Origin of the sequence: Micromonospora sp. S-DT3-3-22, from assembly GCF_015354745.1 — a bacterium.
GTDB lineage: Bacteria > Actinomycetota > Actinomycetes > Mycobacteriales > Micromonosporaceae > Micromonospora > Micromonospora wenchangensis.
Window position 1 is genome coordinate 16,448 of the sequence record NZ_JACGMO010000080.1, and the last position, 18,579, is coordinate 35,026.

General features: G+C 72.2%; 16 protein-coding genes. 8 read left to right on the forward strand and 8 right to left on the reverse strand.

Annotation, left to right across the window (positions count from 1 at the left end; translation table 11 throughout):
• Positions 1–27 precede the first annotated feature (27 nt).
• The 3 genes from H1A17_RS21890 to H1A17_RS21900 all read left to right on the forward strand — a co-directional run bounded on the left by H1A17_RS21890 (position 28) and on the right by H1A17_RS21900 (position 5,113).
• Complete coding sequence (locus H1A17_RS21890; RefSeq protein WP_194822772.1) at positions 28–4,332, forward strand: AAA domain-containing protein; 4,305 nt, start codon at positions 28–30, stop codon at positions 4,330–4,332.
• Between the two features lie 140 nt (positions 4,333–4,472).
• Positions 4,473–4,817 (forward strand): type II toxin-antitoxin system RelE/ParE family toxin, encoded by a 345-nt coding sequence (locus H1A17_RS21895; protein WP_205789398.1) that lies wholly within the window; start codon positions 4,473–4,475, stop codon positions 4,815–4,817.
• A complete protein-coding gene (locus tag H1A17_RS21900; protein WP_145918077.1) occupies positions 4,814–5,113 on the forward strand; it encodes a helix-turn-helix transcriptional regulator in 300 nt (99 codons plus the stop codon). The genes H1A17_RS21895 and H1A17_RS21900 overlap by 4 nt, the downstream gene beginning before the upstream one ends.
• Positions 5,114–5,135: 22 nt before the next feature.
• Here the strand turns inward: H1A17_RS21900 and H1A17_RS21905 are convergent, their stop codons facing one another.
• Complete coding sequence (locus tag H1A17_RS21905; protein WP_194822773.1) at positions 5,136–8,198, reverse strand: DUF3427 domain-containing protein; 3,063 nt, start codon at positions 8,196–8,198, stop codon at positions 5,136–5,138.
• 183 nt (positions 8,199–8,381) lie between these two features.
• Here H1A17_RS21905 and H1A17_RS21910 point away from each other — a divergent pair, with 183 nt between their 5' ends.
• Both H1A17_RS21910 and H1A17_RS21915 read left to right on the forward strand, forming a co-directional pair.
• Complete coding sequence (locus tag H1A17_RS21910) at positions 8,382–9,071, forward strand: hypothetical protein (RefSeq protein WP_194822774.1); 690 nt, start codon at positions 8,382–8,384, stop codon at positions 9,069–9,071.
• Between the two features lie 71 nt (positions 9,072–9,142).
• On the forward strand, positions 9,143–10,147 hold the full coding sequence (locus H1A17_RS21915) for a serine protease (RefSeq protein ID WP_194822775.1): 1,005 nt from the start codon (positions 9,143–9,145) through the stop codon (positions 10,145–10,147).
• Here the strand turns inward: H1A17_RS21915 and H1A17_RS21920 are convergent.
• Positions 10,110–10,631, reverse strand: coding sequence for a macro domain-containing protein (locus H1A17_RS21920; RefSeq protein ID WP_145918081.1), 522 nt, complete (start codon positions 10,629–10,631; stop codon positions 10,110–10,112). The genes H1A17_RS21915 and H1A17_RS21920 overlap by 38 nt on opposite strands.
• Before the next feature lie 106 nt (positions 10,632–10,737).
• Here H1A17_RS21920 and H1A17_RS21925 point away from each other — a divergent pair, with 106 nt between their 5' ends.
• Positions 10,738–12,066 carry an AAA family ATPase gene (locus tag H1A17_RS21925; protein ID WP_145918082.1) on the forward strand — a complete coding sequence of 443 codons (1,329 nt, stop codon included), beginning with the start codon at positions 10,738–10,740 and terminating at the stop codon, positions 12,064–12,066.
• Between the two features lie 33 nt (positions 12,067–12,099).
• Positions 12,100–12,483, forward strand: a complete 384-nt coding sequence (locus tag H1A17_RS21930) for a globin (RefSeq protein ID WP_194822776.1) — start codon at positions 12,100–12,102, stop codon at positions 12,481–12,483.
• A 6-nt stretch (positions 12,484–12,489) separates the two neighbouring features.
• Here H1A17_RS21930 and H1A17_RS21935 read toward each other — a convergent pair whose 3' ends face one another.
• From H1A17_RS21935 to H1A17_RS21960, 6 genes are all read right to left on the reverse strand, one after another.
• On the reverse strand, positions 12,490–13,368 hold the full coding sequence (locus H1A17_RS21935; RefSeq protein ID WP_145918083.1) for a cellulose binding domain-containing protein: 879 nt from the start codon (positions 13,366–13,368) through the stop codon (positions 12,490–12,492).
• A 205-nt stretch (positions 13,369–13,573) separates the two neighbouring features.
• Positions 13,574–14,425, reverse strand: a complete 852-nt coding sequence (locus H1A17_RS21940; RefSeq protein WP_194822777.1) for an aldo/keto reductase — start codon at positions 14,423–14,425, stop codon at positions 13,574–13,576.
• A gap of 69 nt (positions 14,426–14,494) precedes the next feature.
• Positions 14,495–15,694, reverse strand: coding sequence for an endonuclease (locus tag H1A17_RS21945; protein ID WP_194822778.1), 1,200 nt, complete (start codon positions 15,692–15,694; stop codon positions 14,495–14,497).
• 127 nt (positions 15,695–15,821) lie between these two features.
• The gene (locus H1A17_RS21950; RefSeq protein WP_145918086.1) at positions 15,822–16,043 is read right to left on the reverse strand and encodes a TM2 domain-containing protein; all 222 of its coding nucleotides are present in this window, start codon (positions 16,041–16,043) and stop codon (positions 15,822–15,824) included.
• A 189-nt stretch (positions 16,044–16,232) separates the two neighbouring features.
• Positions 16,233–16,646 (reverse strand): Rho termination factor N-terminal domain-containing protein, encoded by a 414-nt coding sequence (locus H1A17_RS21955; protein WP_194822779.1) that lies wholly within the window; start codon positions 16,644–16,646, stop codon positions 16,233–16,235.
• Positions 16,643–17,575 carry a ParA family protein gene (locus H1A17_RS21960; protein WP_194822780.1) on the reverse strand — a complete coding sequence of 311 codons (933 nt, stop codon included), beginning with the start codon at positions 17,573–17,575 and terminating at the stop codon, positions 16,643–16,645. Before H1A17_RS21960 ends, H1A17_RS21955 begins: the two co-directional genes overlap by 4 nt.
• Positions 17,576–17,634: 59 nt before the next feature.
• On the opposite strand from H1A17_RS21960, the gene H1A17_RS21965 reads away from it, so the two are divergent.
• The coding region (locus tag H1A17_RS21965; protein ID WP_375372827.1) for a hypothetical protein at positions 17,635–18,579 on the forward strand (945 nt) is incomplete at its 3' end.

Consider the following 18,579-nt stretch of genomic DNA (forward strand, 5'->3'; position numbering starts at 1 on the left):
GACCGCCACAGCCAGCAAAGGTGCCGCATGCTCTCCCGCGCCACGTCCGACATCGAATCGCCCGCGCTGATCCTGGAGCGCACCACCGCGCTGGTCGACTACCTGATGGCCGTGCGCGCCCAGCTGGAGAAGCCGGCCCGCGCGGTGCCCACGACGGACGTGTTCTGGCAGCACGACCTGCCCGACCACCCTGACTGCCAGGTGGGCGTCTCGGCCGACGGGGTGAGCTGGCTCCAGGTCGGCCTGCCGGCGGCACCCCGGCGGCTGAAGACCCCCGTCGAGTTCGTCGCGCACCTCGCCGACACCCCGCCCTACCCGGCCGAGCCGAGGCTGACCGGCGACGACGAGACCGTCGCGCGGCTGCGGCCCCGCTTCGAGCAGTGGCGGGAGCAGGACTGGCGGCCCTGGGCCGAGCAGGCCGCCCGCACCGACCGGGTACGCCAGCTGCACCGCGCCCTGTTCGACCTGATGCACCGGATCGACATGACCGCCGCCAGCCACGAACTCGTCTGGGGTCACGGCGTCATCCACACCGGGGTCGCCGGTCACCGGGTGCGGTATCCGCTGGTGGTGACCCCGGTCGCCGTCGAGTACGACCCGGACCGGTCGGTCGTGCGGGTGGTGCCGCAGGGGCCGGCCCGGTTGCAGACCGACCCGCTGACCGGCCTCGACGAACGGTACCTGCGGCAACTGCTGGCCCTGGCCGGGTCCGGCGGGCAGCTCGACCTCGACGTCTGGGCGGAATTCGACAGGCGGGAGTTCTTCGAACGGGCACTGCGCCGCCTCGGTCACGACCCGGTGCTGCGCGACGCCGACGCCCCCGCCCCCACCGGCGGGTACGTGCACGACACCGGGGTGCTGTTCGTCCGGCCCCGGCAGCGGATGCTGCGCCGTTTCCTGGAGGAACTGCGGGCCCGGCTGCTGGCCGGCGACACCACCGGCATCGGCGCGCTCGCCGCCATCCTCGCCCACGAGCCGAGCCGGCTGGAGATGCCGCAGGACGAGCCGCAGCGGTGGCACCCGCTGGGGGAGCGGCTGCTCATGCCGCTGCCCACCAACGAGGCGCAGGAGTCGATCGCCCGCCGGCTCGCCCAGCACCGCAACGTCGCCGTGCAGGGGCCACCCGGCACCGGCAAGACGCACACCATCCGTAACCTGATCTGCCACCTGATGGCGCACGGCAAACGGGTGCTCGTCGTCGCCCAGAAGGAGGACCCGCTGCGGGTGCTGCGCGACGGCCTGCCGGCGGAGATCCAGCCGCTCTGCCTGGCGGTGCTCGGCCGCTCCACCGACCAGCTCGTGCAGCTCCAGCTCGCGGCCCGGGAACTCTCCGACCGGGGCGCCACCCTGGACCGTCGCGCCGAACAGCAGCGGGTGGACCGGCTGCGCCGGCAACTGGAGGAGGCCGAGCGGGACCTCGGGCTCGCCCTGGCCGGCCTGCGCGCGCTCGCCGAACACGAATCCGCCCGGTACGAGATCGACGGCGTCCGGCTGTCCCCCGGCGACGTGGGCGGGTGGCTGCGCGAACGGGCCGACCGGTACGGCGACATCCCCGACCCGCTGGCCGCCGACCTGGACACCCCGCTGACCGGGGAGGAGTTCAGCGACCTGCTCGACATCGCCCGGCGTACCCGGCGACCCGACCGGGCGCAGGCGTTGCGGGAGTTGCCGACGGCGGCCGACCTGCCGACCGCCGAGGCGATCCGGGACGACCGCCGGGAGCTGGCCGCGACCCGGCACGAACTGGACCGGCTCGCCGACGCCGGGGTGCTGATCGCCGAGGTACGCGCCGTCGGGCAGCCCGCCCTGGAGGAACTCGGCGGGCAGCTGCGGGAGGCACTGACCCTGCTCACCGAGCGGGAGGGCGCGTGGACCGACCGGCTCGGCGCGCTGTTGCAGGCCGACGCGAACTGGCGGATCCGGTGGGAGGACCACGTCGCCGCCAGCCAACAGGCGCTCGCCGACCTGGCCGCCGCCGCCCGGGTCATCGCCGGGCACGAGGTCGCCGTCGCCGAGCTGCACCTGACCGAGCCGCGCCGGCTGCTGGCCCTGCTCGACGAGCTGCGGCAACGCTTCGCCGCCGGCAAGGGCGTCAACAAGCTCTTCCAGGGCACCCTGGCCCGGATCGCCACCGACTGCCGGATCGACGGCGAGGTGCTGCGCAGCGCCGACGACGTCGACATCGTCGTCGCGTACGTCACCCGGCGTCGGCTGCGGCAGGCCCTGGCCACCCGGTGGGCGGAGTGGCGCGCGCCGCTCGGCCTGCCCGCCGAGGTCGGCGACGAACCGGAATACTGGACGGGTCGGCTGCTCACCGCCGCCGCCACCGCACTGGACTGGGACCGGCGGCGCTGGCCGACGCTGCTGCGCACCGTCCGCCGGGTGCTGCCGCGCGCCGAACACACCGTCGACGTACGCCGGCTGACCGCGCTGATCACCCTGCTCGGCCGGGCCACGGCGGTGTTCGTCCACGACGAGCTGGTGGCCGAGGAGCACCGGCTCGACGCGCTGCTCCAACGCGGCATGTCCGGCGTGGACGCCAGCGACCTGTGGCGGCTGCTCGACCACAGCTACCAGGGTGACCTCGACGGCTGGGACGCCCTGCTCGACGAGGTGCGCCGGCTCGCCGCCCTGCGCCCCGAGGCACAACGCTTCGCCCAGCTCACCGGGCGGCTGCGGCCCGTAGCCCCGGACTGGACCGCCCAGCTCGAGGACGGCAGCGCCGCCGCCCTGCACGGCACCGGCGCGGACTGCCTCGACCGGTGGCGGTGGCGGCGCGCGCAGACCTGGTTCGACCAGGTCGTCGGCAGCGTCGACCCGGTGGCGCTGGGCCGGCGCGTCGACCGCACCCGGGAACGCATCCGCCAGCTCACCCGGGAAATCGTGGTCGCGTCCGCCTGGCTGGAGGTGTCGCTGGCGCTGGACGACCGGCGGCGGGCCGCCCTCGCCGACTGGACCACCGCCCTGCGCAAGATCGGCAAGGGGACGGGGAAGAACGCCGCCCAGTGGCAGGCCCACGCACAGAAGGCGATGACCGCCGCCGTGGACGCCGTACCGGTCTGGGTGATGTCCGTCGACCGGGCCATCGAACAGTTCGCCGGTGGGGCGCGGTTCGACGTGGTCATCGTCGACGAGGCGTCGCAGGCGGACCTGTTCGCCCTGCCCGTCCTCACCCTGGCGCAACGGGCCGTCGTGGTCGGCGACGACCAGCAGATCGGCCCGCAGCTCTCCTTCGTCGGCAGCGTCACCGGCCTGATCAACTCACACCTGGTCGACGTGCCGTCGGCCGAGCACTTCGACCCGGAGAGCAGCCTCTACGACCACGCGGTCCGCCGCTCGCCCGAACGCATCCTGCTCACCGAGCACTTCCGGTCCGTCCCGGCGATCATCGGCTTCTCCAGCGACACCTACTACGGCGGCGAGATCGAACCGCTGCGCACCGACCGGCCCGCCGGCATCGGCGACCCGGTCGTCGCCGTGCACGTGCCCGAAGGCATCCGTCAGGACCTGCCCACGTACGGCAACGTCAACGTCGCCGAGGCCGAAGCCCTCGTCACCCGGGTCGTCGCGATCGTCGCCGACCCGGCGTACGCGGGCCGCAGCGTCGGCGTGGTCAGCCTGCTCAGCACCAGCGGGCAGGCCCTCTACCTGCTGGCCCGGCTGCGCGAGGAGATCGGCGAGGAGGAGATGGAGCGCCGCCGGCTGCGCGTCGGCGACTCCTACACCTTCCAGGGCGACGAACGCGACGTGGTGCTGGTGTCGACGGTCGTCTCACCGCACCAGGGACCGGTCGCCGCCTTCACCAAGCGCGACCACCACCGCCGGGTCAACGTCGCCGCCTCCCGGGCCCGCGACCAGCTCTGGGTGTTCCACTCGGTGCAACCCGACGACCTGCGCCCCGACGACGCCCGGGGGCTGCTGCTGCGCTACTGCCAGAACGTCACCACCGCCGAGGAGGCGTACGACGACCTGGAGCGGCGCTGCGACAGCGACTTCGAACGCGAGGTGCTGCGGCGGATGCTGCGCCGGGGGTTCCGGCCGCTGCCGCAGTTCCGGGTCGGCTCGTACCGGATCGACTTCGTGCTGCCCGCGCCGGACGGGCGGCGGCTGGCGATCGAGTGCGACGGGGACGCCTACCACGGGCCGGAGCAGTGGGAGAGCGACATGCGCCGGCAGGCGGTGCTGGAACGGGTCGGCAACTGCGTCTTCGTACGGATCCGGGGGAGCGTGTTCAGCCGGGACCCGGAGGCGGCGCTGATGCCGCTGTGGCAGCGCATCGAGGAGCTGGGCATCGAGGGGAGCAGGGCGGCCGAGACTTCCCCGCGTGCGTGACTACCGAATGATCCGGCACCTGACGAAGCGGATTCCTGGAGACGCGATGGCGACCCTGCCGCAGCACACAGAGGCAGGATTCGGGTGTCGCTGACGGAGGACCACCGCTCCGATCTATAGCATCAATGCTATGGCCTGGGGTGGCGTGGAGCTGGAACCAGAAGTTCGAGAATGGTTGGAGGAACTGCCAAGCGCAGACTTTGCCCGGGCGGCGTTTTTATATCGACCTCCTTGCCGGTCGAGGTGTTCTTCTCAGCGAACCCCACACCAGGCAGCTTGACGGCAAATTCAGGGAGTTGCGCTTCTACCTGGAGCACGGCACGGTGCGGGTGACCTACCGGATCACCTCCGGACGCAGGATCATCCTGCTCACGGTGTTCCGGAAGTCGCGGATGCGGGAGGACCGGGAGATCCGGCGGGCTCGACGGGCGCTTGAGCGGTGCATAGCCGAGCGACATATCGTGAACGAGGGGGCAGAGCGGTGAGTGACCGCGTCGACTGGAACGATCTGCGTGACCGCCGGATGGCCGAGCCTGGCGTCGCCGAGACGTACGAGGCGACCCGGATCGCCTTCGAACTGGGTCAGGAGGTGCGGCATCTGCGGGAGGCCGGTGGTTGGAGCCAGAGCCAGTTGGCCCGAGCCGCCGGGATGACGCAGTCCGCCGTGGCGCGATTCGAGGCTGGTGGGACGGTCCCCACGCTGCCTGTCCTGGAACGGCTGGCCCGTGCCCTCGACATGCGGCTGGACGTCAGGTTCACCCCGAACGCCGACGCTGCCTGAACAACTCGACGCCGCACCCCGCTCAGGCGGCGATGGTGCGGGCCGCCGCGTACAGGTCGGGCGGTAGCGGGGTCGCCAACTCCCACACGATCCGCATCGGCCGTTCGCCGCTGTGCTGCCGGTAGGTCATCGGCCCGGCGTACAGGTAGGCCGGAGCGCCCAGGTCCCGATCCGGCACCCGGGTCTCCCGCACGAACAGGTGCACCGTCGAACCCCGCGCCGCGTGATGGACGTACCGCTGCCCCGTCGCCGAGGACTCCGACGTGGTGCTCTGCGACTCCCACTGGAACAGCCGCTCGGTGATGGCCCGGTCGGCGTACATGGTGGTGGGGGAGTAGTGCTGCTCCGACTTGACCAGGGTGACGAAGAACAGGTCCGCCTGCTCGGCTGGCAGCCACTTCACCCCTTCCCGCAGCGACCCGGGGTTGGTCATGCCGAACGCCGCGCACGCCTCGTTGCGGCTGTACCGCGCGTGCACCCGCAGTACGCCGACCGGCGCGGTGACCCGGTGGATGCGGTCCCGCAGCACCTCGGCGACCTGGCGCAGCTCGGCGCAGCGGGCCGGCTCCGCCCACAGCCGGTTGAGTCGTTCCTCCCCGGCGGCCAGCGGCGCTTGCGGCCCCCACAGGTCGAAGTGCAGCATGTGCCACAGCCGCCCGTCCGGCGGCGGGTCACCGGCGGCGACCCGGGCCAGCAGGTCGAGCCGGTCGACGTCGTCGAGGTGCAGCATCCGTCCGATGGCCCGGCCCAACTCGCGGTCGGCCGGCCCGGGGGTCGAGGTGTCCAGGCCGGCGAGCCGCCGCAGCCCGGTCCACCCACCGGTCGACGCGGACCGGTAGATGTCCTCCACCTCCAGGCCGGTCTCCCGCAGGAACTCGGCGAGGCTCACGTCGCCGAGTTGCCGCAGCTCGGCCACCAGGCCCTTCTTCGAGGTGGGCAGCGCAGTGCGCAGGTTGTCGAGCACGATCTTCTCGGCGACCCGGTCGAGCTGCACGTGGCAGCCGCTGGGCAGCGACGGAAAGCCCTGCTCCACGGCGGCGCTGACGGCCCGCCGGCTGACCCCGGTCAGCGCCCGCCAGCGCAGGTCGAACCGGAAGTTGGCGTGCTGCGCGCCGATGAAGTCGAGCACGGTCAGGCACGGCTTGTCGTCGTCGAGGCGCAGCCCACGGCCCAACTGCTGAAGGAAGATGGTGGCGCTCTCGGTGGGCCGCAACATCAGGATCGTGTCGACCATCGGCAGGTCGACTCCTTCGTTGAACAGGTCGACCGTGAACAGCACCCGCAGCTTCCCGGCCTTGAACTCCCGCAGCAGCCGGTCGCGCTCCGCGCGGTCCGCCCGCGAGGTCACCGCCGCCGACGGTACGCCGTGCCGGCTGAACCAGTCGGCCATGAACCCGGCGTGCCCGATGCCCACGCAGAACCCGAGCGCCCGCATCCGCCCGGCGTCCACGGTGTCCCGCACGGCCTTCAGGATGATCCGCGCCCGTGCGTCGTCACCGGTGTAGACGCCGTCGAGGTCCGCCAGGTCGTACCCCTGGCCGCGCCGCCACCGCAGGTGCGACAGGTCCGTGTCGTCGTGCACCCCGAAGTACTGGAACGGCGCGAGCAGTTGCCGCTCCAACGCCTCCCACAGGTGCAGCTCCACGGCCGCCCGGCCGTCGAACCACCGCCGCACGTCGCCGCCGTCCGCCCGGTCGGGCGTCGCGGTGAGCCCCAGCAGTACGCGCGGAGCGAGCCGCTCCAACAACCGGGCGTACGTCGGCGCTTCTGCGTGGTGGAACTCGTCGACGATCACCATGTCGTACGCCTGCGGGTCGATCTCCCGCCGGTGCAGCGACTGGATCGAGGCGAAAACGTGCGTCCAGTCCTTCGGCACCTGGCCGCCCACCAGGGTTTCGCCGAAGCTGCCGTCCCCCATGACCTGCCGGAACGTCGACAGGCTCTGCCGCAGGATCTGCTCCTGATGCGCGACGAACAGCAGCGAGTCGACGGTCTTGTTTCTGTGTAGCCGCCGGTAGTCCAGGGCGGCGACGACCGTCTTGCCGGTGCCGGTCGCCATCACCACCAGGTTGCGGTGCCGGCCGTGCACTTGCCGCTCGGCGTCCAGGTCCGCCAGGATCTCCGCCTGGTACGGGTACGGCCGCACGTCCAGGTTGGCGATGGGTGTCGGTGCGTCCTCGCGCCGTTCCCCGCGCAGCGCGTTGCGCAGCCGCTCGGCGTCCCGCCCGGCGTCGTAGGTCTCGAACGCCGGGTCGTTCCAGTAGTCCTCGAACGTGGCGGTGAACGTGTCGATGACGTGCGGCTGCTCGACGTTCGAGATCCGGACGTTCCACTCCACCCCGTCGACCAGCGCGGCCTTCGACAGGTTGCTCGACCCGACGTACGCGGTGGTCAGGCCGTTGCCCCGGCGGAACAGCCACGCCTTGGCGTGCAACCGGGTGGTACGGGTCTCGTAGGAGACCTTGACGTCGGCTCCGAGTTCGGCGAGCCGGTCGAGGGCCCGTTGGTCGGTCGCGCCCAGGTAGGTGGTGGTGATGACCCGCAGTGTGCCGCCGCGCCGGATCAGCTCGCGGAGGGCGGGTTCGACGATGCGCAGGCCGTACCACTTGATGAACGCGCAGAGCAGGTCGACGTGCTGCGCCGAGGCCATCTCATGGCTGACCTCGTGGCCGATGCGGGGCTGGTGCCTGCCGTTGACCAGCAGCGCGCCGGTGGACAGCGGGGTGGTGGGGCGCTGCGGAAAGGTCGGCTGCGCCGGGGGTGTGGGTGGGGCGGCGATGGCGTGCAGGAGGTTGCGGGCGTCGGCGATCTGGTCGTGCCGGTCCGTCGCGGCGGGGCTGAGGGTGGCGACGGCCTCGGCGATCCGGTTGGTCAGCTCGACCTGGTGGCGCAGCTTGTCATCGCCGTTCGGGACGGCTTGCAGGGCACGGCTGATCAGGGCGGCGAGGTGACGGGTGAGGGGGTGGTGGGAGTCGGCCGGGTCGAGGGGGTGGTGCTGGACCCGGGTCGGATCCAGGGAATTGAGGCGTGCAGAGAACTGGTGGGTGACCAGATGCTCGTAGATACCTGCCTCAAGCTCGTCCATAATGGTGGAGGTTAACGGGTCCCCCCGTCGGCGCGGGTGGCTGGATCGTCAGCCGTAGGCGTTTGTTGGCGTGACCACGCAGCACGTACGGCCGCGACGGCACGTGGGGAAACGATCCGAGTCGAGCAATACCATCGCTTCCCGCGAATACGCCGTTGTCGGCGCTCGATACCATCCATTGCTGTGGATGATCTGACGGTCGAGCAACGGGCCACCAAGCTTCTTGGGGGCGGAAACGCCGACAAGGAGGACGTGCGATTCTTCCTGTCCCGTCTGTTGCAGATCCAGGAGGATCAGGGGCGCAGTGCCAGCCGGGCGCTGGCACGGGGAGTCGGCCTCGGGCTGGTATTCGTCGTCCTCACCTACGGCAAGCTGCTGGAGGTGGAGTTGCTGGGGGTGAAGGTCCAGGACATCTCGGCCGTGCGGGTCGTCATTCCGATCGCCGTGATGTTCATGGTGCTTCGGGCGGTGACCCTCCTGCGACTCTCCCTCTTCTACCGCCGCGTCTTCGGCGAAGTAGTGGGGCGGCATCTGCCGAGCTGGCAGGACTCCGGGCTCGTCCCGTTGCTCAGCCCCTGGAACGGACCGATGTCGACCCATGCCAGCGCGGTACGACTCGATGTCGGCGAGCACCCCGGAATCAACCGCCTGCACCGGGCGATGAGATCCCTGGACGCATGGTCGGGCGTCGTTGCTCTGACGGGTTTCCAGGTCTACGCATTTGTCGTGCTGTTTGACGATCCGAAGATTCCCGCCGTCGTCGCCCTCGTCTCGCTCGCCGTGTCGTTGGTGCTGATGGCTTTCGTCGCTGTCTACCTGGTGCTCGCCAGGCGAGGCATACCCTCGGCTGCGGCGAGCAGCATTCTGGCGTAGTGGCCGAGGATTCCACCGGGATCCTGGAGCCGCCCAACGATTTCCTGACATTCCGGCCGTACGTTTCCGGCATGACATCGAAGCCAATGTCCGGCCTGCGGAACCGTGTCGGCGTCGGGGGCGTGCTCACCGCGCTCGTGACGACGACGCTGGCCGGGATCGCTCAGCAGCCCGCCACCGCCACACCCGGCCCCGTCACCACCCATGTCGTGGCCGGCACCGCCGCCGAGCGGCAGGCGGTGCTGGCGTACTGGACGCCGCAGCGGATCGCGGATCTGAAGACCCCGTCGGCGCAGGTACCGCCCGTGGCGAAGCCCGACGGCGCACCCTGGACCCGGGCGGACGCCGTGTCGCGTACCGTCGGCAGGCTCTTCTTCACCGACCACGGCGAGGACGCCAGCTGCACGGCGACGGTGCTGGACAGCGCCAACCGCAGCACCGTGGTGACCGCCGCGCACTGCGTCAACAACACCGACCTCATCGGTGAGGACAACCAGTGGTCGCGCAACGTGCTGTTCATCCCCGGCTACCGGGACGGTCGGGCACCGTACGGCAGGTTCGTCGGCCGGCTCTCGGTGGCCCCGTCGACGTGGCTGCTCAACGACCAGATCGAGAGCCTCTACGACTCGTACGACCAGGCGTTCGTGGTGCTCCACCCGAACAGCGACGGACGCCGCGTGCAGGACGCGGTCGGCGTCGCCCAGCGGATCGGCTACGACGTGCCCGGTGCGCGGGTGGTGCACCAGTTCGGCTACCCCCGGGCCAGCTCCGACGAGGCCCGCGAGGGCCTGCCCGAGTACACCGGTGAGCGCCTCGCCTACTGCGTGGGTCCGGCGGTGGAGCAGCAGGCGACCGAGGACTGGCCGGAGCCGCCCGGCCAGTGGGGGACCGCGTGTGTGATGGGTGGCGGCTCCAGCGGCGGCCCGCGTTTCGTGGACTTCGACCGGCACACCGGGCTCGGCACCGTCGTTGGCGACAACTCCCACGGCTACCTCCCGGGTAAGCGCTACCTGGTGGGGCCGCAGTTCAGTACGGCGATCACCCGCCCCCTCTTCCAACGGGCGCAACACAGCTGATCCGGTCCGGGTCGCCCGTCGAGATCGGCACGCCTTCCGGGGGGAACACCAGCACCCGTACGTCGGGCAGGTCGGCGAGCGCCTGCGTGATCATCGGCTCGACCACCGTCCAGTCGAGCCCGCCGGCACCGCAGCCGAGGGCGGGCACCGCCACCGAGCGGATCTGCCGTTCCCGGACGACCCGGGCGAGGTCGGACAGGCCCGACCGGATGTCGGGCAGCTTCGCGGCGGCCCGCCAGTGCCCCTTGGTGGGGAAGTTGATGACATAGCGGTGGCGGCCGGCCCGGCCGGAGTCGACCACGAACATCCGGCCCAGCCGCACGTCGTTCGCCGCGCAGGCGGCCCGGTAGGCGGCGTAGTTGGCGGGGTGGGCTTGCTTGAACTGGAGGGCGATCCCCTTGCCCATCACCCCCACGGTGTTGACGGCGTTGACGAGCGCTTCGGCGTCAGCGGTGAGCAGGTCACCGTCGCTCAGGACGATCATTCGTACCTCCCTTCCCTGGTGGTGCTGTCGTACCAGTCGGGTGTGACGTGGACGTCCTGTCGGCGCAGGCCGGTAGGGTGCCGGGAATGCTGGGGAGGAGAGGTCGATGCTCGGGCTTGAGGTGCCGCCCGCCGTCGAGGCGGAACGGGTCGTCGCGGCCGTCCTGGCCGACCTGCGCGCCGGGGACCACCGGGGCGTGGTGGTCGACTCCCCGCCCGGGGCCGGCAAGTCGACCCTCGTGGTGCGGGCCGCCGTCGAGCTGGCCGCCGCCGGCGAGCCGCTGATGATCGTGGCGCAGACCAACGAGCAGGTCGACGACCTCATCGACCGGCTCGCCACCAAAGCTCCTGAGCTGCGTATCGGCCGGCTGTCGGCGACCGACTACCGGCCGTCGGAGCGGGTGCGGGGGCACGACACGGTCCGGGTCGCGTCGAAGGTCGCCGATCTGGGCGACCCGGCCGTCACCATCGGTACGGCGGCGAAGTGGGCCACGGTCACCGAGGGGCGGTGGCCGTGGGCGATCGTCGACGAGGCGTACCAGATGCGCTCGGACGCCCTGCTGCGGGTGGCCGGGCGGTTCGAGCGGGCGCTGTTCGTGGGCGATCCCGGGCAGCTCGACCCGTTCTCCACGGTCGAGACGTTGCGCTGGACGGGCCTGAGCTGGGACCCGATGCAGGCGGCGGTGGCGGTGCTGCTGCGGCACAACCCGGAGTTGCCGGTGCACCGGCTGCCGGTGTCCTGGCGGCTGCCCGCCTCGGCGGCCCCGGTGGTCGCGGCGGCGTTCTACCCGTTCACCGGCTTCCGCGCCGGCACCGGCCCGGCCGACCGGGCGTTGACGCTGACCCGGCCGGGGCCGGGCGACGCGCTCGACGCGGCGGTGGAGTTGGCCGCCGGCACCGGCTGGGCGTTGCACGAGCTGCCGGCGCGGCACACCCTGCGTACCGATGCGGAGGCCGCCGCCGCGTGCGCCGCGCTCGCCCTGCGGGTGCTGGCCCGGGGCGCGGTCGCGGTCTCCGAGCATGCGCCGGACGGCGCGCCGGTGACCGCCGACCGGATCGCCGTCGGCGCGGCGCACCGCGACCAGGTCGCCGCGATCCGCGCCCACCTCGGCCCGGCCGGGGCGGACGTCACGGTGGACACCGCCAACCGGCTCCAGGGCCGCGAGTACGACGTGACGATCGTGCTGCACCCGCTCTCGGGCCGACGGGACGCGACGAACTTCCACCTGGAGTCGGGGCGGCTGTGCGTGCTGACCTCCCGGCACCGGCACGCCTGCATCGTGGTGGCCCGCGCCGGCATCGGTGAGCTGTTGGACGCCCACCCGTCGACGGAGTCGGTGCACCTGGACGTGCCGGTGAAGTTCCCCGACGGCTGGGCCGCCAACCAGACCACCATGACGTTCCTGGCGGGGCACCGGCCGTCGACGGGACGGTGAACTGCCGGTACGCGACGATCCGTACTGAGGGGTGTGCGGACGACGGAGTTGGTCACCTGCCCCCGGAGCGCGTTCGACTGGCTCGGGCCGGCCGGGGTGCGCGCGGTGGTGATCCGCTGGCTGCGCCTGGTCGCGGCGGACGCCGAGCTGGCCCCGTTCCTGATCGGGCTGGACCGGCCCCGGCTGGCCGGCCGGCTGACCGCCCAGCTGGCCTCGGCCCTGGGCGGCCCGGCTGGCGGCCCCGGCTCCGGTGGCGGTGGGCGGGCGGCCGGTGGGGCGTGGCGGCGGCTCGGGCTGACCGACGAGCAGCACTGGCGGGTGCTGGACTACCTGGCCGCCGTGCTCTGCGGCCTGGGACTGCCGGTCGACACGATCGTCGCGGCCCAGCGCGCCGTCGCCGGGGAAGCCCACGCCTGACGGCGGTCAGCCCCAGGTGTCGCCGTACTCGCGGACCCCGTCGACGTCGAGGGTGATCCGGCTGTTGGCGGTCCACGCGCCGGTGGCCGCCTGCCAGCTCGGGTCGTCGCGTTCGTCGATCGCCGTCCAGTTGGGCCGGTGCAGCCGGAGCTGGATCGGCCCGGAGGACGCGCCGGGGGCCAGCACGCCGGTGTCGAAGGTCAGCTCCACCCAACCGGGGAAGGGGGTGCCGGGCACCGGGTAGACGGTCGGGGTCGGCGTCGGGCCGGGCGGCGGCGCGGGCGGCGGAAAATACTGGAGGGTACGCCGGATGTGCTCGCAGCCCAGCGTCGCCCAGTCGCACTCGGTGGTCAGGGCGGCGTTGCCGTTCTCGAACCGCAGGTGGTAACGGACCCGCACGGTGGTCAGGTCCAGCGGCCGGCTGCCGGTGTTGGTGACGTTCAGGCGGAACTGGGCCTGGTTGTCGGTGGGCGCCCAGTCGAGGTTGAGGTAGTCGACCTTCGCCCGCCCGTACGCGGTGCGCACGGTGGTGACCGGCGAGGTGTCGGAGTAGCCGCCGACGGCGTACGCCTGGAGCGCGATCCGGTAGTCGGTGCCCGGCGCGAGGTCGGTCAGGGTGACGGCGTTGGTCTCCGTGCTGCCCAGCCCCCGGTAGGCGTTCGGCCCGATCGGCGAGCGCACGTCGTAGGTGATCGTGCCGCCCGGCTCGCCCTTCCACGTCGACGGGGTCCAGGTCAGGCTGAGCCGGTGCGGCTCGTTGGCGACCACCACGGGTGCGCCGGGGGTGGTCAGCGCCGGGGTGTCGTCGGCGCGGGCGGCGCCGACCGCGACCAGGCTGGCGAGCGCGGCGGCAGCGGCGGTGGCGGTGACACGACGGGCACGCATACCCCGGATGGTACGGATATCGATGTACGTGCATCAATGACGGAGATGGTGTCGCTGATTCGCCAACGTCGTCAGCTCGACAGCGTCCGACCACCATCTGCCGTCCCGGCAGGGAGCGCCACCGGTGGCCGGACGCGACGGAGCGGAACCCTGGCCCGGGTCCCGCTCCGTGGTCGCGCCGCGTCCCGGCGGCGGAGGTGTTCGCTCAGGCGGGGATATAGTCGAACTCGTCCGGGTTCGGGCCGGTCCGGCCGGCCTCGCCCTTGTCCAGTCCGCTGATCCGCTCCATCGCCGTGTCGTCCAGGGTGAAGTCGAAAAGCTGGAAGTTCTCCTCGATCCGCTTCGGGGTGGTCGACTTCGGGAAGACGATGTCGCCGCGCTGCACGTGCCAGCGCAGCACCACCTGGGCGGGGGTACGGCCCACCTGCTCGGCGACGTCGACGACCGTCGGGTCGTCGAGCACCCTGCCCTGGGCGATCGGGGACCACGCCTCGGTGAGGATGTTGTGCTCCCTGCCGTACGCGCGCACCTGCTCGTTGGTGAGGTACGGGTGCACCTCGACCTGGTTGACCGCCGGCACCACGTCGGCCTCGGCGGCCAGCCGCTCCAGGTGCGGCACCTGGAAGTTCGACACCCCGATCGAGCGGGCCCGACCGTCGCGCTGGAACTCCTCAAGCGCCTTCCAGGTGGAGACGAAGTCGCCGTCGTAGCGGGTGGGCAGCGGCCAGTGGATGAGGAACAGGTCGACGTAGTCCATCTTCAGCGCGGCCAGCGTCGACTCGAACGCCCTGCGGGCGTCCTCGGGGCGGTGGAAGCCGTTGTTGAGTTTGCTGGTCACGAAGACGTCGCCCCGGTCCAGCCCGGAGGCGCGGACCGCCTCGCCGACCTCCGCCTCGTTGCCGTACATCTCGGCGGTGTCGATGTGCCGGTAGCCGATCTCCAGCGCCCGGCCGACGGCCTCGGCGGTGTCCTTCGGCTCGATCTGGTAGACCCCGAAGCCGAGCTGCGGGATGGTGTTGCCGTCGTTGAGGCTGATGTCGGTAACGGTGTTGGCCATGTCGGTGGGTTACCCGGTCGGGCGGTTTCCTCACCGCCCGACCGGGGTGATCTGAGACAACCGGCCCGTTCAGCCCCAGATCGCGGTGGCCCACTCCGGATGGTCGACGAACGGGTTGCGGTTGCCCTGCCAGCGTTCGTAGATGCGCTGGTTGCGGCGCTGCTCGAAGGCGTCGGGCGGGTCCTGGCGGTGCCACTGCAGCAGCACCGGCAGCCGGCCCAGGTAGGGCGCGGAGCCGTTGGTGACCGAGTTGTTCATCTCCAGGTTCGGCCAGCCGTCGTCGCCCTCGTACCGGATCGCCATATACATGATCATGCGGGCGACGTCGCCCTTGACCGCGTTGCGGGGCTCGAACGAGTCGGCGTCGCTGTAGCTGCCCGGGGCCTCGGCGACCGCGCTGCCGCCGGTGTCGAAGTCCTTGTTGCCCCGGGTGGAGTTGACCGTCACGTCCTCGGGACGCAGGTGGTGCACGTCGGTGCCCGGCCCGGTGGCGGTGCCGAAGTCACCGTGCGACTTGGCCCAGACGTGCTCCCGGTTCCAGTCGTTGGCCCCGCCGCCGTTGCTGCTCTTGCTCTGCGACCGTCCGCTGTAGAGCAGGATCACGTTGTTGGCGTTCGCCGGGTCCTGGTCGGTGTCCTTCAACGCCTCCCACACCTGGTCGTAGCTGAGCTTCGTCTGGGTCCTGATGATGGTGTGCAGGGACGTGCGCAGCGGGCTGCCGGTCTTGCCCATCGCGTTCGCGTAGTACGTCGAGTCGTAGGGCCCGGTGGAGCCCGTCGGCACCGGGGTGGGGGAGGCGGTGGTGGCGGTGGGCGTCGGGGTGCTGCCGCCGCCGAGGCTCATCGCGGTCGGGCTCTTCAACCCGCCGTGACTGAAGTACGCGGTCAGCGTCCCGGTCGCGGTGACCTGCCGGCCGCGCAGCGACGGGTTGGTCAGCAGCCCGAACGTGCTGCGGTAGTCGGCGGTGATCTGGACGTAGAGCATCCGGCTGGTGCCGGTCTCGGTGGCCGTGTCGGCCAGGGCGATGGCGGTGTCGGCGGTGTAGCCGGAGGTGAGCACCGTGCTGGTGGCGGTCGGCTGGCCGATGACGTAACCGGTGACCGTGGCGGTCCGGCCGTCCTGGGTGGCGAGTGCCTGCGCCACGGTCGACGTGGCCGCCGCCGACGCCGACGTCGCGACCACCGCCACCGGGACCGCCAGGGTGACGGCGGCGGTGAGCACGGTGACCAGCCGCCCGGTTCGCGGGCGGATGCTGCTCTTCATATCCATGCCCGGCGATGTTATCGGCCGGGACCCGCCCGGCGGGAGGTCGCCGAGGTGAATTCCCGTCGCGGCGTGGTGCCGGGCCGCGCCGGACGCCGGTCGGGCCGGGACCGTGCGGTCCCGGCCCGTCGCCTCACTTGACCAGCGGCTGGCCCTGCTTGTCGCGGAACGCGCCGACCAGGATCATGATCAGATCGATGAACGCCCAGATGCCGAACCCGCCGATGGTGATCAGCTGGAGCACGCCGGTGCCGACCTTGCCGGTGTAGAACCGGTGCGCGCCGAGCACACCGAGGAAGAAGCAGAGCAGCAGCGCGACGACCCAGGACTTCTGGGTGGTGACAGGAGCGGTCACGACGGTCCTTTCTCAGGTGGAGACAGCCGCGGGAGCGTATCCACCGGCCCGGTGCCGCACAAGATCGAGACCGGCGGCTCCGTCCGGACGGACGAGCAGGTCCGGGCCGGTCAGGCCGGCTTCTCCCGTCTGCGGGCCGACGCCGCGTCGCCCGCTGCTCCCGGCCGGCGCGGCCGGGCCGGGGCCGGTTCAGCGGGCGCGGACGGCGGCGGAGGCGGCCCGGAACCCGATCGTCCGGTCGACCAGCCGTTCCACCAGTTCCGCCTTGCGCAGGCCGGCCACCCCGCGCAGGCCGAGCCGGGCGGCCAACGCGCGCAGGTCCCGCATCGCCCACGGCGTCAGGTACTCAGTACCGTCCCGGCGGTGGACGAAGGCGTCCAACGTGGCCGACGCGGCGGCCAGGTCGACGCCCGACGGGGCGGACGGCACCGGCCCGGCCATCCGGTCCGCAACGTCCCGGGGCGGGGCCACCGGGGCGACGACCAGCCGGGCCCGCCCCTGCGCCAGCGCGAGGGCGTCGGCGGCCGACAGCCCGGCCAGTAGTTCCCCCACCCGGGCCAGGACGACGACCGCGACGTCCCCCGCCGACTCCGGACCGCTCACACCGTCACCTCGCGGGGTTGCAGGTGGGCGATGAACTCGGTGGTGATCTGCCGCAGTTCCTCCTGCACCACCGGTGCGGTGACCCGGTGCCGCAGCACCACCGGAACGCCGCGCGGGGTGTTCCCGGCGAACAGCGTGACGTTCTCCCGTAGCGCGGTGGGGAAGACCGGCAGCCCGAGCGCCCGTACCTGGTCCAGGTAGCCCTGATGGGCGGCGATCGGCCGCTGCGCGGTCAACTGGATCATGGTGAAGACCACCCCGGCCACGTCCGGGGCGACCTTGTGGTGCCGGCGGCTGGTGGCGAACCGGCGGGCGTCGGCGTTGTACCGGTCGACCAGTTCCCGGACGCTGCCGCAGAGATGGTCGATGCCGAGGGTGGACAGGTAGTCGGCCTTCGCCGGGATGAGCAGGTGGTCGCTGGCGATGACGGCGGACTGGGTGACCACGTTGAAGTTCGGCGGGCAGTCGATGAGCACCAGGTCGTAGCCGTCGAGCGCCGCGTCGTGCAGCCCCTCGGCCAGCGCGCCACGGACCCGGAACAGCTCCCGGTCGTAGTCCTCCCCGTCGGCCACGCCCCGGGCCAGCGCCAGGTCGATGTCGGCCAGGCCGAGGTGCGAGGCGATCAGGTCCAGCCGGCCGGCCCCGGTCAGGTGGGCGTTGGCCGGGCCGGGGGAGACCACCAGCTCACCCAGCGTCACCGCCGGGGTGTCCCCGCGCAGGCCGTCGTACCAGCGTTTCACGGTACGGCCGTCGCGCAGCCGTTCCCGCCAGTCGTCCGGGTCGTAGAAGCTGAACGTCAGACTGGTCTGCGGATCGAGGTCGATCAGCAGTACCTTCATCCCCCGGTTCGCCAGCTCGGCCCCGAGGTTCGCGGTCACGGTGGTCTTGCCGACCCCGCCCTTGTAGTTGATCACGGACACGACGTACACCGACGGCACCTCCCCAGAGGGGGAACCGTAGCCGCCCGGATGGCGTCTGACCATCCATGATGCCCATCCCGGCCGGTCACGCTCCGCGATCGGGCGGCCGGCTCGCCGCCGTCGGCGTCGGGCTCGCCGCCCTGGCCGTGCCGCTCTGGGCGGTCGGCATGACCGTGTGGCAACCGCTCACCGAACCGGTCGGCCCGTGGTCGGAGCGGCTCCCCGAGACGTCCACCTACTGGGCCCGTGACCTGCGTTTCCTGGCACTGATGGCGGTAGCGTCCGGGCTGGTGCTGGCCGGTGGCGGCCGGCGTTCGTGGCTGGTGCCGGCCGTGCTGCTCGGCGGTGGCGCGCTGGCCGCCGACGTCGCCGTCGACCGGGCCGACCCCACCGGCCCCGGCGCGACCGTGTCACTCGTCGCCGCCGGCTGGCTGGCCGTCGCCATCACCGTGCTGCTCGCCGTACGCCGGGACGGCGCGACCGGTGTGGACGGTCCCCACCGCCGGGCGGACGGGACCGGCCCGGGAGACACGCCCGGCGCGGCGGTAGTGGCCAGGTCGGACCGTACCGTCTTTCCGGCGGGCCCGCTCCGGACGGGCGGCCGGGACCGGGCCGTCCTGGCCGGGGTGGCCGCCGTCGCGGCGGCGCTGGCGCTGACCGCCGTGCTGACCCGGTCGCCGACCGACCGGGAACCCGCCCTCGGCCCGGCGCCCCTGGCCACCGCTCTGCTCCTGCTGGCGGTGACCGTGGCCGGTGCGCTGGCCGCCGCTCCCGCACGAGGTCGACGTCGCCTCGTGCTGGCGGTGGGGCTGGCCGTGGCCGGTGGGGTCGGCCTGCCGCTGATCCGGCTCGTCGGGCCGGCCGACCGGCTCGTGCCGGTGGCGCTGCTCGGCGCGGTCCTGCTGCTGTGGGTGACGCTGCTGACCCGGCCCGCCCTGCCGGCGCGGCGCTACCCGCTGCCCGGCGCGGTGGCCCTGCTCGCCCCGGGCGCGCTGTGGCACGTCGCGCTGCTG